Genomic DNA, 16898 nt, shown 5'->3' with positions numbered 1-16898 from the left:
AACGCGGTTCGATCCGGCAACGCGGTTCGATCCGGCAACGCGGTTCGATCCGGCAACGCGGTTCGATCCGGCAACGCGGTTCGATCCGGCAACGCGGTTCGATCCGGCAACGTCGCCCGAAGCGCGCTCCGCGACGCTGGCCAGCGCTGCGATAGTTGGATGCTCGAACAGTTGCTTCGGAGAAACCACGAGACCTTCGCGCCGGCAGCGAGCTACGATCTGCAGCGCGAGTATGGAGTCGCCTCCGAGTGCAAAGAAATCCTCGTGCGGGGCCAGACTCTCGACGTTGAGAACGTGCTGCCATATTCGCTGCAAGCGCAGTTCGAGCGGGGATAGCGGCAAGGCTTGACGCGTCCCGGGCCGAAGCGCGCCGAGTCGCGGCATTTCGCTCGCCAGACGACCGAGCGCCCGCAGGTCGAGCTTGCCGGTGGCGAGCAGCGGCCAGGTTTCCAGCACCAGGCATACCGCCGGCACCATATGAGACGGCAGCGCAGCGGCGAGCGCGGTGCGCAGCGCGGCAGCATCGAGTGCGGCTTCGCGGCCGCGCGCAAACGCGATCAGCTGCGGCTTGCCTCCACGCGAGCACACGAGCGCTTTGGCCGCCTCTACTCCGGGCTGCTGTTCGAGGCAAAGCTCGATTTCGCGTGGCTCGCAACGGAAGCCACGCAGATTGAGCTGCGAGTCAACGCGTCCGTGAAACTCGAAGTGCCCATCGCGATAGCGCACCCGGTCACCCGTAGCGTACAGGCGCGCCCCGGGCTCGATGCCCAGCTGACCGGCAAAGGGATCGGGAACGAAGCAGGCTGCGGTCTGCGCGGCGTCGCCGGCGTAGCCACGTGCCAGGCACAAGCCACCCAGGTACAGCTCCCCCCAGATGCCTTCGGCAACGGGCTTTAGCTGTGGATCGAGTACACAGGCACGCACGTGAGGCAGGGGCCTGCCGAGCGGAGCCGCGGACCCCGCTGCGAGCTCTGCCGGGCTCAGCTCGTGTGTGAGCACGCCTATGGTCGCCTCAGTCGGACCGTAGTGATTGAAGACGCGGAGCCTGGGAGCAAGCGCGTGCAGCCGCTGCAGAAGCTGCCCGTCCGCTGCTTCGCCACCGAGCACAAGCAACTCGCGCGGCAGCAACGCGTCCGGTTGCGAGCTCGAATCCAGGAGCGCAGATAGCTGAGACGGCGCTAGCTTGGCCATCGCGACGGGTGCTTCGTTCAACCACGTGCCGAGCGCGTCCCCGTCCGAGGCCAGGCCACGGTTTGCCGCCACGAGCGTTTGCCCCGTGCACAGCGCGCACCAGACGCTCGTATAGCCCAGGTCGGCGGCAACGCCCGAGGCCCACAACAAGCGCGCGGCGCCGGACAAGGCCATGCGCGCCGACAGCGTCTCGACGTACGCGAGCACGCTCTCGTGCGTGACGCCCACCCCTTTGGGCCGGCCCGTGGAGCCCGACGTGAACATGATGTAGGCCAGGGTCGCTGCCGGCAGCTGTGCGGGGTACGGCCCGACTCCGCCGGAGCGCGCCGGACGCTTCCGCGCGCCCGCGACCGGCCTGAGCTCCAGCCCGCAGCGGTCACCAGCCTCCTGCCCGGCCGGCTCGGGGGCTCGTGGCCGTTGCTGACCCGCAGCGGCTATCAACCAGCGCGCACCCGAGGCAAGCGCCACGCTCTCGATTCGCGCCTCAGGCCATTGCGGATCCAGCGGCACGAACACGGCTCGAGCCTGGAGCACCGCGAGCAAGGCCTCGATGATCTCGATACCCGGCTCGAGGCATACGGCGACCGGTTCCTCGAGGCCCACACCGCGCTCGCGTAGCTGCACCGCCAGCTCACGAGCAGCGCCGGCAAGCTCGCCATAACAGACCGACCGCGCCGGCGTGGCTACCGCGATCCGCTCGGGGTGGCGAGCCGCCGCGTCCATGAAGCAGGTCTCGATACGCTTGCGGGGTGTCATCGGCTCGGTTGGCTCGACTGCCGGCGGCGCCCCGGCGGGCAGCGGCCCGCTCCAAACCAGCTCACGTAGCCGTCGTTGCGGGTGGGCAACCAGCTGCTCGATCAATCCTGCGTATTGCCGGAGCGCGCTCCGGGCGGTCTCGGCGCTCCAGCAATCCACACGGTACTCCAGGCCGAAACCAAAGCGCCCAGCAACGCGAGGGGTTACCCGCAGGCTCAGGGTGTAGCGCGCAAAGCGCTGCTCGAGCTCGATTGGTATGAGCTGCAAACCCGGCAATACCAGCTCGGCTCGAGGCGCATTCTGCATCACGAACAAGGCCTGAAAAAGCGGTTGCTCGACCGGGTTGCGCTCCGGGCGCACCGCCTCGACAACGCGATCGAAGGGAACGTCACGGTGGTCCATGGCTCCGAGCACTGCGTCGCGTGCCTGCGCCAGCAGCTGGCTCGCGCTGGCAGTGCGCTCGAAGCGGGCACGTAACGCGACCAGATTCACGTAAAAGCCAATCGAACGCTCCAGCTCGGGCCGAGGACGATCGGCCACGGACGCTCCCACGCACAGCTCCTGCTGACCCGTCAGGCGGTGAAGCAGGATCTGAAACGCCGCGAGCAACAGCATATAGGGCGTCATGCCGAGCGCGGCTGCACGCTCGCGGATCTGGAGCGACAGCTCCGGCGACAACAGCAAGCGTTCGATCCGCCCGTCGAAAGCATCGGACCGCGACGCCGCACGCTCTTCGATCAGCGCCAGGCTTGGTTCCGTCCCGACCAGCTGGGCCTTCCAGTAGGCGAGCTGCTGCTCGCCCGCAGCGCTTCGCAACCACTGTCGCTGCCAGAGGGCGAAGTCCGCGTACTGGACAGGCGGGCGCGCTTCGTCGTGCTCGGCGGGGCCACCGGGCTCACCGAGCTCGTACCGGTACGCATTGCCCAGTTCCTCGACCAGCGTCTTGAGCGACCAGGCGTCGGCGATCAGGTGGTGCAGCACCAGCAGCAACGCATGCTCGCCCGCAGCCAGCCTAAGCACGCGAACGCGCCAAAGCGGCGCGCTGGAAAGCTCGAAGGGTTTACTCGCCTCCCGCAGCGCCCGGGCACGCAACACCGCCTCTTGGGCTGCTTCGCCACAGCCCTCGAGCTCTAGGACTCCCTCGGGCCATTGCGGCAGGGTTACCTCTTCGGGCGCATGAATTCGCTGCCAGCTACCGGTGCCGTCGGTGACCACACTGGTCCGCAGGCTTTCGTGACGGCGGACAACGCGCAGAAAAGCGCGCCGTAGCGCATCCAATTCCAGACGGCCGCTCAAACGAAAAGCACCGAACAGGTTGAGACGCGGGCTATCGGGTACGAGCGCTTGCTGGAGACGCAGCCGTTCCTGGGCGAACGAGAGCGGAGCACACCGGCTCGCCTCGAGCTGCGACACAGGGCGCGACGCAATGGGAATGAGCCAGGGATCGATGCCCTGTTGTGCCAGCGTCTGCAGGAAGCGCTCGCGCTTGGCTTGCGGCAGCGCGGTCAGACGCCGGCCGAGCTCGGCGAGCTCCCTGGGCGACGACGCGGGCTGCGGTCGGGGCCTGCGAGAAGCCATGGTCATCGCGGTGCCTAGTCTCCGGCGTCGTCCTCGCCGGCGTCGTCGCTGGCGTGTTCGGCCCGGCTCAGCAACGCCGAGATCCGGTCGATGTCCGTGGCACCCGCCCTTGGACGTGCAACTGCCACTCGCAGGCCGAGCGCCGCCACGTTAGGGCATTCGAAGATGTCTCTGAGCGAGAGCCTGCATCGCAGGGCACAGCAGATGCGCGACAGCAAGCGCATGGCCGCGAGGGAATCCCCGCCCAGCGCGAAGAAATCATCGAAGATGCCGACCCGCTCTCGCTCGAGCACCTCGGCCCAGATCGCGCACAACACCCGCTCGTGCTCGCTGCGCGGGCTGGCGAACGATCCGCTCGCCGTCGGCTCGGGCGGCGGCAATGCCTTGGCGTCGAGCTTGCCGTTCGCAGTCAGGGGAAGCGACCGAAGCCATACGACGTGCGCCGGTACCATGTACTCGGGCAGCCGGCGCGCGGTATATGCCTGGAGCTCCGCGGCAGGCAGCTCGTCGCCCGAAACATAGGCCACCAGCTGCTGCCTTGGTTGCCCCCCTTGCTTGCTTGCGGTGCTCCGGGCGCCGTCCAGCAGCGTCACCACGGCATCGCGGACGGCCGTGTGCCGGCGCAAGACCGCCGCTATCTCGCCTAGCTCGATTCGGTAGCCGCGCAGTTTTACCTGCGTATCCCTCCGGCCCAGGTAATCGAGCGCGCCATCGTCGCGGCGGCGACCCAGGTCCCCGCTCAGGTACATGCGGCTTCCGGCCGGGCCAAAGGGATTCGGCACGAACCGCTCCGCGGTCAGGCCCGGCCGATCGAGGTAGCCGCGAGCGACACCCGCTCCAGCCACACAGAGCTCGCCGGCCACGCCTTCGGGCGCCGGATTGCCGCCGGTATCCAACACATGCATTTGCACGCCGTCGAGCGCGCTCCCGATGGACCCGGCTTGGCCTGGCGCCGCCTGCTCGGGCAAGACTTCGCTGTAGGTTGCGTGCACGGTCGTTTCGGTGATGCCGTACATGTTGATCAGCGCCGGATGCGTGGCCCCGAATGCTTGCAGCCAGGGACGCAGGCGCGCGCGATCCAGTACCTCGCCGGCAAAAACGATCTTTCGCAGGCTCAGTCCCGCACGCCGGCTGTTGCCCTCATGCTCGCGCAGGCCAAGCACGTGCTCGGCCAACGGATAGAACGCGGAGGGGGTCTGGTTTAGCACCGTCACACCGTTGTTGACGAGCAACTCGTAGAGCGCGTCGGGATCGCGGCGGACCTGCTGGGGAACCACCACCAGCCGTCCTCCATGAAGCAGCGCGCCCCAGATTTCCCAAACAGACACATCGAACGCGTGCGAGTGGAACAGGGCCCACACGTCGTGCTCCCGAAAGTCGAACAGAGATTCGGCCGACGCGAACAAGCGCAGGACTTGATGCTGCGCAACGGCTACGGCCTTCGGCTTGCCCGTGGTGCCCGACGTGTAGATGGCGTACGCGAGCTGTTCGGGGTGTGGGCTTCGGGCTGGCGGCCTGGTGCGCGCTCCATAGCTCGCGCTCAGCGCGGAGGCCGAAAGCAGCTCCACCCCGGGTCCGAGCTCTGCGAAAGCGCCGCCCAGTCCCTGCTCGACCAGGATCCAGTTGAGCCTGGCGTCGCTCACCACGAACTTCTTCCTAGCTTCGGGAAGCTGCGGCTCGAAAGGCACGTAGTAGGCGCCCGTCTTGAGGACGGCCAGAACCGCAAGAACGAGCTCGAGCGAAGGCTCCACGCACAATCCCACGCCCGATTCGGGACCTACACCGCGCTCCACCAGTGCCTGCGCCACGCCGTTGGCGAGCGTGTCGAGCTCGCGGTAGCTCAAGCTCCTGTGACCACAGCTCACGGCGACGCGTTCCGGAGTGCGGCGCACTTGGCGCTCGAATCGCTCGGCCAGCCCGCATCGGTCACCAACTTCGAGACGCCCCAGCGATCCAGAGCCGCATGCCCGAGGCGGCTCTCGCGGCGGCCTCGCCCGCGAGGCTCTGCTGTTCGTGGCCAGCCCGATTTCGCCCAGACGCGCTCCCGTGCGCTCCCGGGTCAAGGTGCCGAGCAGGTTCGAATACAGGTCGAGGACACGGCGCGCCCGTTGCTCGCTGTAGCGCTCCGTATCGTACTGCAGCTGCAGGACCAGGCGTTCGCCGGGCACCACGACGAGCGCCAGCGGATAGTGGGTATAGTCCCGACTGTGTGCGCGGAGAACTTTGAGCGGGCCCGGGCGGCGGAGCGCTGCGTCCAGTGGATAGTTCTCGAACACCAACAAGCTCTCGAAGAGCACCCTGATCGAGCCCGAAGACTGCGCATGCGCTCGCGCCTGAAGCCGCCGCAGCGAGCTGTATTCGTAGCGTCGCAGCTCGCTGTTGTACGCCTGCAGCTGCTTCAGCCACGCGACCACGGGGGCGGCCGAGGGGCAAGCCACGCAAAGGGGCAGGCTGTTGATGAAGAGCCCCAACATGTGCTCCACATCCGGCAGCTCGGCCGGCCGCCCGCTCACCGTGACGCCGAAAGTCACGCGCTGTTCGCCACTTGTTCGTGCAAGTAAGAGCGCCCATGCCCCCTGGCACAGCGTGTTGAGCGTTAGCTCACGGGTCGCAACCCAGGTTCGCAATTGACCGCTGGCCGACGCATCGAGCTCGAGCGTCGCCTGAGCCATGCGTTCGCGCGGCGTCCCAGCACCCAGGCCGGCCTGAGCCCGCGCTGGAGAGCTGTCGAGAGGCAAAGACGTAGCTTGCTCGAAGCTGCGAAGACAGCGCTCAAAGAACGCGTCCGCTGCGTCCAAGTCCTGGGCCGCCAGCCAGGCGATGTAGTCGCGGTACGCGGCGACGGGCGGCAACTGGACGGATCGATCGCGCGCCTGCCCTGCGATCAGCAGCGTCAGCTCGCCAAGCAGCCGCGAGGAGCACCAGCCATCGAGCAAGACGTGGTGCCTGCTCCAGAGCACGCGCTGCCTTCCCCCGCCGCAGTCGGCTACCAGCCAGCGCCAAAGCGGCGCCCTTGCCAGGTCGTAGCCTTGCTCGGTGTCGTTTCGCAGCTCGGCGAGCCAGCGCTCCTCCTGCTCCTGTTCGCTTAGCTGCGACAGATCGAGCCGCCGCACCCGCACGGCCACCTCGTGACGAACTACTTGCACGGGCCAAGGCAGCTCGCCCCCGTCTTCGCGCTGCCACCGGAACTCGGTACGCAGCATGGCATGCCGCTGCACGAGCTCGCGCCAGGCGCGCTCGAGCACATCCGCGTCCAGCCCTTGCACTTCCGCGGCGAGTTGGCAGACATACCCCGCCCGATCCAGCAATCCATGAACGAGCAACCCCTCCTGCAGCGGAGCGCAGCGGTACACATCCTCGATCTGCCGGCCGTCCACGGCGAGCGCCTCGAGCTCGCGTGCGCTAAAACCCGAAAGCCGAACGTCGCTCGGGCTGATCACGCCCCGTTGGGCAGCCTCCGCGCTCGCCGCGAGCTCCCGCAGCTCGGCTCGTACCGATTCGGCCAGATCCTGGATGGTCTCGGCCTTGTGCAGGGCGTTGCTGAAGGACCAGGAAAAACGCAGGCAGCCAGCATCCAGCTGCGCATTGATCGCGAGCAACGTCGCGCGCTCGGCGTTGGGATCGCGCTGGTCGCCCGCATGAGGAAGCTCGAAAGTCCTGGCGCGCTCGGTAGCCAGCCAGCGTTCGCTGCGCAGGCCGAGATCGATTCGACCGAGGTAGTTGAAGCTGACTTCCGGGCGAGGCAAGAGAGCGAGCTCATGACCGGCCGGATCCAGGTAGCGCAACACACCGTAGCTCACGCCCGCATCCGGTGCGCCTCGCAGCTGCTCTTTGATCGAAATCAAACCAGCGGCACAGTCGAGTTTCGGATCCGCGTGCAACGAAAGTGGAAAGCGCGCGGTGAACCAGCCCACGCTGCTCGACAAGTCGAGCTCTTCAGCGCCCGGGAGCTCGCGGCCGTGGCTCTCGAGCTCGACCCCCGCCCGCTCGCCGCCACACCAGCGTGCAAGCACGCGCGCCACTGCGAACAGAGCAGCTTCCGCGAGCGTCGCGCGAAAGGTCACTGGAACGTGTTGTAGCAGGGCGCCGGTCTCGCCGGCATCGAGCGCCAGCCGCACGGTGCCCATATCCCGATAGCGATTATCGCTTGCAGGGTCGCCAGTGTAGTCGAGCGGCAAGTCCAGCGGCCGCGCTTGGCGCCGCCAGTACTGGAGTTGCCCTGCCAGCTCCGGAGAACGCGCGCGGGCGGCCAATCGTTCGGACCAGGCCGAGTAGGGCAGCGACGGCTCCGACAGGCGGCTACCGGTGTAGGCCGCATGCAAGTCGTCAAGTAGAATCCGCCACGATACCGCGTCGACCACCAGATGGTGCGCCACCAAGAGCAGGTAGCCGGCCGGCGCCCGGTCGTGCAGGTCGGCATCACGAGCCTGCTCGGTGGCCGGCTTGCCATGGGCTGCGCCAACATAGGCTGCGGCAACGACCCGGCCCCGGCCAAGATCGAGCGAACGCTGCAAACCCTGCGAGACCCGCTCGACCGTGCGTCCGAGCTCCAGCTCGTCGAAGCCTTCGGACGTGATCCACTGCAGCTGCGGCGGCGGTGCGTTCGCAAGCAGCTCCTGGCGAAAGCCTCGCTCGGCCATGTCCTGCTCGCGCGCCACAAAGCGCGATCGAAGCACGGGGTGATGCTCGATGATCCGGGCCAAGGCACGTTGCAGCGCCTGTCGCTCCAAGGCCTCGGAAAGAGGCAAGAGCAGCGCTTGGTTGAAGTGGTTGCGGTCGGGGATGGCCTGCTCGAAGAACCAGCGCTGGATCGGCGTCAGCAGCCACGACCCGGTTTGGGCCGGCAGGCTGCCGGACGAGTCGATCGCGTCCCCGACCAGCTCGGCGAGGCGGGCAACGGTCCTGGCCTCGAACAGCTGCCTTGGGGTGACCGGAATGCCTGCCCGCCGGGCCCGCGCCACGACCTGCAAGCCGAGGATGGAATCGCCCCCCAGCGCAAAGAAACTCTCGTTCGTTCCGATACGTGCGCGCTTCAGCACGTGCCGCCAGATCGTGGCCAGCTGCTCCTCGAGCGCATCCTTGGGAGCGTCGTAGCGAGCTTGTTCCACATCGGGTGCTCGCTTGCGCAGCGATGCGCGGTCGAGCTTGCCGCTCGGCAAAAGCGGCAGCTCGGACAAGACCCTCCAGGCGGCCGGAATCATGCCTCGCGGCAATTCGGCGCGCAGCACGTGCTCGATCGCCGTAAGGTCGAGCGCCGAGCCCGGACCGGACACCAAGAAACCCACCAAGCGCTCGCCCTGCGGTCCAGACTGCAGGTCCACCGCGGCCGCCAGCACGCCCGCGCAGCCAGCGAGGCAACGCTCGATCTCTTGAGGCTCGATACGCTGGCCGTGCAGCTTCAGCTGCGAGTCGAGCCGCCCCAGGAAATGCAACAGGCCGGCGCGCATGCACACCTTGTCGCCCGTGCGATAGAGTCGCCCGCCGCACCCAAAGGGATCCGGCACGAAGCGTTCCGCGGTCATTGACGGGCGCCCGAAGTAACCGCGCGCGAGCGCGCTGCCGGCAACACACAGCTCACCCGCGCCGCCTTCGGGCGCGGGTTGGCCGCTGCTGTCTAGAATCCGAATCGCGACGTGCCCGAAGGGAGCACCGATGGGATGGATACGCCGCGCCTCGGGCTCGCCGCTGTCGAGGCCGGATCGGGCCTCATCGGCATCGGACGGGGGCAGCCCGTGCGCCGTAACACCGATCGTGGTTTCGGTCGGGCCGTAGTGGTTCAGGATCCGGCACTCCGGCTCGAGAGCGCGAACCCGCCGTACGCACGACTCGTGCAACGGCTCGCCGCCGAGCAGCAACGTGTGACGTGGAATGAGCCCCTGCGGTGCGGCGGCCGCGCTCAGTAGTGCGCTCAGGTGCGAAGGGGCGATCTTCAGGCAATCGACTTGTGCCGAGCGCAGTCGTGCCGCCACCTGATCTGCGTTTTCGGCCTCACGCTCGCTCACCACCACCAGCGGGCGCCCCGTGCCGAGGGCGCCAAACACGCTGGTGTTGCCGAGATCCACGGCCACGCTCGAAAGCCAGCCCCAGCGGGCGTTGCGCGGCAGCTGCACCCGCTCCTGGAGAGCCGCCACGTACTCGCTCAGATTCTGGTGCGTGACCGCCACGCCTTTGGGGTGGCCGGTAGAGCCCGACGTATAAAGTATGTAGGCGAGCTGTTGCGCGTGCGGAGGCGCGAATTCGAGCTTCGTGCTCGGGTCGTTCGATGCGGTGCCGGCCCCGGCCTCGAGGTCCGACCACACCAGAAAACGAGCTGCCGCCTGCTCGCCGCAGCGATGGCGTGCGTCGTGCTCCGAGGTGGCGATTACAAACCGCGCGCCCGAATCCCGCAAGCAGTAGTGCAGGCGCGCAGGGGGAGCCTGATTATCGAGCGGCACGTAGGCACCACCGGCCTTGAGCACGCCGAGCATGGCCACGATCCACTCGCTAGCGCGCGGCAGCAGCAACGCCACCCGAGTCTCCTCCACTACGCCGCGCGCGCGGAGGCGCGCGGCCACGAGGCTCGAGCGCCGATCGAGCGAACGCCAATCGACGGCGGTCTGTTCGCACAAGAGCGCAGGAGCGCACGGATCGCTGTGGGCCTGTAGGCTCAGCGCCGCCAGCCAACCGGCCGCGGCCGGCCGCTGGCGCCGCGCCGGCGCCACGCCGGGGTCTCGGGCTGCGAAGCAAAGGCTCCCGGCGGGAGCCCCGGGCGCGGCTGCGGCGAGCCCGATCAGGGTCTCGCGCACGCCGGCAAGCAAGTGCCTGGCGCGTTTGTCGCTGAAGAGGCTGCGCTGATAGGACAAACGGAGCTGCAGTCGGTCACCAGGCACAACGACCAGCGTAAGAGGATAGTGATTGCGCTGGGCCGTCCAGCGGTCGATCAATGCCCGCTCTTCACTGGTCAGCGGCTGCGCCTGCAAGCGCTGGGAGCCGGCGCCCCTGAGGGGCTCGAGCGGGAAATTATCCACGACCAACAAGCTGTCGAATAGCCTCCCGGCTCCGCACCAGCGCTGGATGTCCGAGAGCGCGCTAAACTCGAGCTCGCGTACCGACAAGCACTGCTTATGTAGCGTGGCCAGCAGCTGCGAGAGGTTGGTGCCTGCGGTCCAGCGCACACGCACCGGCAGGCTGTTGACGAGCAGGCCAACCATGCGCTCGCTTTCTGGCAGCCCCGGTGGCCGGCCTGACACGGTAGCTCCAAAAACCACATCCGAAGTGCCGGCATAGCGTCCCAGCACGAGACCCCACGCGGCTTGCAGGAGCGTGCTCAGCGTAACGTGCTGCCTGCCGGCTGAGCCCCTGAGGCGTGCGGTTTGGTCCAAGCTCAGACGAGAGACGGTTTCCGCGTAGGCGTGCGCGTCGCCGCGGGCACCGCCGTCGTGGCCGGAGCGATCGCCTGGGAGCGGAGTCGGCACGGGGACACCCGCCAGGCTGCGCTGCCAGTACGACCGGGCCGCCGCTCGATCCTGCTTGCCCAACCAGCGAATGTAGTCCGAGTACGCCGTAGCAGGTGGGAGCTGCGTGCTTTGCACCGGCGGATTCTCCTGGCACAAGCGCAGTACCTCGCCCAGCAAGACGACGCTGCTCCAGCCATCGAGAATCAGGTGGTGATGACTGAAGATCACGTAAAATGAGTCCGAGCTCAGGGTCGCCAGGTAAAGGCGCAGCAGGGGCGCCTGTTTGAGCTCGAAACCTCGCGCCAGCTCCTGTTCGAGCAACGCTTCCAACCTGGCGCGCTGCCCGGCGGGCGAGGCATCCCGCCAATCCAGAAACTCGAGCGGCAACGGGAGGGTGTCGGCCCGCAGCACGATCTGCAGGGGCTGCTCTGCTTCCTGCCAGACGAAGGCGCTGCGCAGCGCGTCGTGGCGCCGTAAGACCTCACTCCATGCGCGGCGAAACTGCGCGGGGCCGAGCGCGCCCGCCAGACGGTACACGGCCGAGACGCGATAGCTAGCCGCCTCCGGGCTGAGCACGCTGTGGAAGAGCATGCCCTGCTGAGCGGGCGACAACGGAAGGATGTCCTCGATCGCCCGCCGACTCGCTGTCGCTGCCGTGACCGGCGCCTGTATGCTCATGGCTCCATCGTCTCCACGATCCGTGCAAGCGACGCCTGATCGAGCGCGGCTTCAGGGAAGTCCGACGGCGCGTAGCGAGCTCTTCCCTGCTGCAGGCAGTGGGCAACCAGGCGTTCGAGCGCGTGCAAGTAGGCATCGCTCAGTGCTGCGACGGTCCTGGCAAGCAATCGACCCGGGGCGTAGCTCCAACACACGTGCAGCTGGCCGCCACGAATGTAAGCGCTGACGTCCATCGGGTGGCGAAAGCGATTACCTGGGTCGCTGGTAGGCCCCGCACCTTCGATGAGGCGCACGCCGGTGCCGGCGCCTGCGCCTGCGTCGAGTTGCCCGAGGTAGTTGAAGCTGAGCTCGGGGCTTGGCAGCGTGCGAGACAACGCCGGCGGCTCGGTCAAGTAACGCAGGATACCGAAACCAAGCCCTTCGCCGGGGACCGCCCGCAAGGTATCGCGCACGCCGCGTAAGACTTCGCCGGGTCCATCCCGCACGGGCAACAAGACCGGGTAGATGGTGGTAAACCAGCCCACGGTCCGCGACACGTCGCTATCTTCGAAGTGCGTGCTGCGCCCGTGGCCCTCGAGGTCGAGCAGTACCTGCGAACAGTCGAGCCAGGCACCGATCACTTGGGTAAGCCCGGCCAGCAGCGCGTGCTGAATGCGCGTGTCGTAGACGGGAGGCACGCTGCGCAGCAGATGTTCCGTCGCCTGCACAGACAGCGAAGCGCGTACCTCACCGCGACCCGCATTATATTCCGTGGCCTCCTGGGGCAGGCGCTTGACCTCGGTCCACGCCAGGCTCTGCCAGTAGCCGGCCTCCCGCCGCAGCTCGGGCGTCCCGGCATAGGCATGCAAGCGCGCGGCCCAGCGCTGGTAGCTGGCGGTTCGGTGCCTTGGCTCGGGTGCTGTGCCTGACTGCAACTCCGTGTACGCCGCCTCGAGGTCCTCCAGCAGGATGCGCCAGGACACCGTGTCTACGACCAGGTGATGCAGGACCAACAAGAGCCTGTCGGCGCGCGCAAGACCGCACCGGTAGTAGACGGCCCGGCACACGGGTCCCCGCTCGAGATGCAGCGTTGCTTGCGCCCGCCGGTTGTGACGCCGGAACGCGCGTTCCTGCTCGGCCGGGGTTCGCCGGGCCAGATTCACGATCGACAGCGGCCAACCATCCCCACCCGGGCTGGCGTAGTACTGCCGTCTCGCTCCCAGCTCGAAGCGCAATCGCAGCGCCGCATGCTCATGTACCAGATGTTGCAGCGCACGCCGCAGCCGATCGGGATCACGAGGACTCGGCAATTCCAGAAAGACGGCCTGGTTGTAGTGGTGTGGATTGGCTAGTTCCTGTTCCATGAACCAGCACTGAATCGGTGTTGGAGGCACCGTGCCTTCGGGCGCTTCGTCGAGCTGCGGCACAGGGCCGCGCGCCGCGCAACGTTCAGCCAACGCTGCCAGGGTCGGGTGCTCGAACACGTCGCGAGGGCTCAAGACGAAGCCGAGCCGGCGGGCGCGGCTCACCAGTTGGATGCTCAGGATCGAATCACCGCCGAGCTCGAAGAACTCATTTTCTCGGCCCACGCTCGGCACGCGCAGCAACTCTTGCCAAAGCGCAGCAAGGCTACGTTCCGCGGGGCCTCGAGGCTCGACGCGCGAACGGCTGGTTGCGCGAGGCTCGGGCAACACGTCCGGCAACGCCGCACGGTCGAGCTTGCCGCTGGGCGCGAGCGGCATCCGCTCGAGCACGCGAAACACGCCAGGGACCATGTAGGCCGGGAGGCGCTCTGCGAGACCCCGCCGCAACCGATCTTGATCGAGCTGCCCGCCGGAGGCTGTGACATACGCGACCAGCACTGGAACGCCCCCCTTGTCGAGCTTCCCTAGCGCTACAGCCGCCTGTCCCACTGCGGCAAGAGAACGCAGTGCCGTTTCGATTTCACCGAGCTCGACGCGCTGGCCGTGCAGCTTGACCTGTGCGTCGTCCCGTGAAACGAAGCCCAGGCTCCCATCTTGCTCCTGCACTACGAGATCACCGGTTCGGTACAAGCGCGCACCGGGCACTTGCGCGCACGGGTCTGGAACGAAGCGCTCGGCTGTCAAGCCGGGTTGCGCGATATAGCCGCGGGCGAGACCGGCGCCGCCCAGGTAGAGCTGCCCCACCGCGCCTGCGGCAACCGGATGCAGATGTCGGTCGAGCACCAAGCAGCGCACCCCGTCGATCGGAGCGCCGATCGGCACAACGCCCGCGCGAGCCGCGCCCGCCATCGACACAGCGCCCGTGGACCATGCCGTCGCGTCCACCGTAGCCTCGGTCGGACCGTAGACGTTCTGAAGCCGCACGCCGGGAAACAGTCGTAATACTCTGGTAGCGAGCTCAACGGGCAGCGCCTCGCCGCCGCACGCCAGCAGGCGCAGGGGAAGGCGGCAAAGCTCCGGGCGCAAGGCCCAGCTGTCGAGATGCGCGGCGAGCAGGGAAGGCACGAACTGCGCCACGCTGACCTGATGTCGAACGGCCAGCGCCAGCAAACCCTCCGCGTCGCGCTCGAGCCCACTGCCGGCAACGACCACGCTCGAGCCCGCGGCAAGAGCGCCAAACACCTCCCACAGCGCGCCATCGAAGCCCAGCGACGACTTGTACAGTACGCGGTCCGCCGCGCTCAGCTCGCGCTCGCGGCACAGCCAGCCGAGATGATTGCTCCAGCTGCCGTGCCCGATCGCCACGCCCTTCGGGCGCCCGGTCGATCCCGATGTAAACAACACGTAAGCCAGTGCTTGCTCATGCACGTGCAGGCCCGGATTGCCTCCGCCCGGGCAGCCATCCAACGATTCCGCTTCAAGCACGGTACAGCCGGCGCTCGCGCCGCGCCCTTCAAGCACGGTACAGCCGGCGCTCGCGCCGCACCGCAAGGGATGCGCCGGGTCGAGATCCGTGAGGAGCAAGCGCGCGCCGGCCTGCTGCAGCATGGAGCGCAGGCGCGCCACGGGTTGCTCGGGCTCGAGCACGACAAAGGCGCCGCCGGCCTTGAGCACACCGAGAAGCAACGCGATTTGGCGCGGGGAGCGCCGCAAAGCCACTGCCACGCGTTGCTCGGGCTCGAGCCCGAGGGTCAGCAACGCACGCGCGGCGCGATTGGCAGCCCGGTTCAGTGACGCGTAGCTCCAGGCGGCGTCACGCCATAGCAGGGCTGGAGCGTCGGGAGCCCGCTCGACCTGTGCCTCGAAGCGCGAATGCACAGGGATGAACGGTTCCGGGTGCGTTCCTGCCTGCAGTCCAACCTGGAGACACGACGAAAGCTCACCCAATCGGGCGCCGGGCCGGCCGGCCAATTGCCCGAGCACGGTGATCATGGAGCTCGCGAGCCGATGCGCATCGGATTCGGACAGGCGATCGGTCCGGAACGTCAAGCGAAGCCGCAAGGGCGGGCCCGGCATGACGACGACCGCAAGCGGGTAATGAGTGAAGTGGTGTACGCGAACGGACTCGACCTCGAGCCCCACGAGCTGCCCCAAGGCGCGTTCCACAGGGTAGTTCTCGAACACGAACAGACTGTCGAATAGCGTCGGCCGGCCGTCCCCGGCGGGCGCTGAACCGGCAGGCAGCCAGGCGCGAATCGCTTCGGATAGCGGCAAGAACGCATGCTCCGTGCGCTCGGCGTTCTGTGCCTGCACGCTGGCAAGCCAAGCACCCACGACGGCGGCCGGCGGAAGCTCGATCCGAGCGGGCAGGGTATTGATGAAGAGTCCCAGCGCGCGCTCGGTCTGGGCCACGCCGGCGGGACGTCCGGCCACGGTCACGCCAAAGACGGCCTGGTCCGCACGACAGCGCCGCGCAAGCACCAGCGCCCATGCTGCCTGACAGAACGTGTTGAGCGTCAAACCTGTCCCTCGAGCCTGCTCCCGCAGTCGGTCTTCGAGGTCGCGGGGCAGCCGGGCTACGAGCTCGGCACGACCGGCCCCGGACGGATGCGGTGCTCGCTCCGATGCCAGCCACGCAGCCGTGGTTTCGGCAACGAGCGTGGTTTCGGCAACGAGCGTGGGCGCCGCTCCATTCAGCTCGCATCGGAAGTGGGCACAAGCAGCCGCCGCGTCTTGACCCGCCAGCCAGTCCACAAAAGCGCGGTACGAGCCCGGCGGCGCGAAGCGTGGCTGCGCGCCCTTGGCGAGTGCCGCGTAGGCCCGTGACCACTCCTCGAGCAACAAGCCAAGCGACCAACCGTCGAGAATCGCGTGATGATGTGTCAACACGAGCTGCCAGCGCTGGTCGTGTGTTTGCACGAGCAAGGCCCGGCACAGGGGTGGTGCACAGAGCTCGAAGCGTTGTTCGCGTTCAGCGGCCAAGAGCTGCTCGAGACGCTGCTTGCGCGCGGGTCGGGACAGCGAGCGCAGGTCACGCCGTACAAGCTCGCTTCGAGCTCCCGGTTCACGAGGCGCCAGCACCACCTGCTGCGGGCGCTCGACCTGTTCCCACACGATCGCGGTGCGCAAGGCAGCGTGCCGCTCGAGCATCAGCCGCCAGGCCGCGGCCAGCGCGCTCGCGTCAAGCACGCCGCGCAACAGCACGCTCGCCTGTTGTATGTAGGTCCCGGGGCCTGGTTCGCGATCTCGGGTCAGTTCGTGAAAAAGCAGCCCTTCCTGCAGCGGCGCGAGTCGATAGGCGTCCTCGATCGCCGCGCTCGCTCGATCCTTGGCGCCGAGCACGCCTTTGCTACGAAGCAGCGTCGCGAGCCGATTCAAATCTGCTTCCGAAACCCGAACCGGGCGTGCGGCAGCAGCTTGATCCGGTTGGTGGGGCGAGCGGGCAACGCGCGCCAGGGCGGCAACCGTAGGCGCTTCGAATACCTGGCGAGACTTGAGCTCGATTCCGCGTTCACGAGCGCGGTTGAGCATCTGCAGGCTGACAATCGAGTCCCCACCCAGAGTGAAGAAGTTATCGTGCACACCAAAGTCGCGTGCCCGCAGGAGATCACGCCAGATTTCGAGCAGCGTGCGCTCGATCCGATCGCGGCCCTCGGTCGCAGCGAGCTCGCGCTTGCCGGCGCCGGGTACGGACCGGCGCAGCGCCTCGTAATCGACCTTGCCCCGGCTCGTCAGCGGCAATTGCTCGATTTCGATGAACCGCGCCGGCACCATGGCCGGCGGCAGCGATTCGAGCAGAGCCCGGCGCAGCGCGGCCTCGTCGAAAGTCCCGGGCTCTGAGCTCACGAACGCTACCAGCTGCGGCGGCGCCTGGCCGGGCTCGGACAGCACGACGGCCGCCCGGCGCAGCGTCGGT

Annotated in this window: 3 protein-coding genes and 1 pseudogene (1 of these 4 cut by a window edge); all 4 read right to left on the bottom strand. The window is 67.7% G+C overall.

Annotation, left to right across the window (positions count from 1 at the left end; genetic code table 11):
• A partial coding sequence (locus MJD61_05240; GenBank protein ID MCG8554681.1) for a hypothetical protein occupies positions 1-304 on the bottom strand: 304 nt, incomplete at its 3' end.
• Positions 199-3525 (bottom strand): annotated as a pseudogene (locus MJD61_05235) (amino acid adenylation domain-containing protein). The gene MJD61_05240 and the pseudogene MJD61_05235, both read right to left, overlap by 106 nt.
• Positions 3526-3539: 14 nt before the next feature.
• Positions 3540-11639 (bottom strand): amino acid adenylation domain-containing protein, encoded by an 8100-nt coding sequence (locus MJD61_05230; protein ID MCG8554680.1) that lies wholly within the window; start codon positions 11637-11639, stop codon positions 3540-3542.
• A protein-coding gene (locus MJD61_05225; protein ID MCG8554679.1) for an amino acid adenylation domain-containing protein crosses the window boundary here: on the bottom strand, positions 11636-16898 show its end. Its footprint extends 6014 nt past the window's final position; the window shows 5263 of its 11277 coding nt (coding positions 6015-11277); its start codon lies off the right edge, out of view; it ends in the stop codon at positions 11636-11638. The genes MJD61_05230 and MJD61_05225 overlap by 4 nt, the downstream gene beginning before the upstream one ends.

The sequence above is a fragment of the Pseudomonadota bacterium genome (assembly GCA_022361155.1).
Taxonomy (GTDB): domain Bacteria; phylum Myxococcota_A; class Polyangia; order Polyangiales; family JAKSBK01; genus JAKSBK01.
This window is presented reverse-complemented; position numbering and strand designations above follow the sequence as displayed.

Excerpts from the sequence above, each read along its gene's own strand:
- MJD61_05230 (MCG8554680.1), bottom strand. The coding sequence starts at position 11,639 with ATGAGCATACAGGCGCCGGTCACGGCAGCGACAGCGAGTCGGCGGGCG.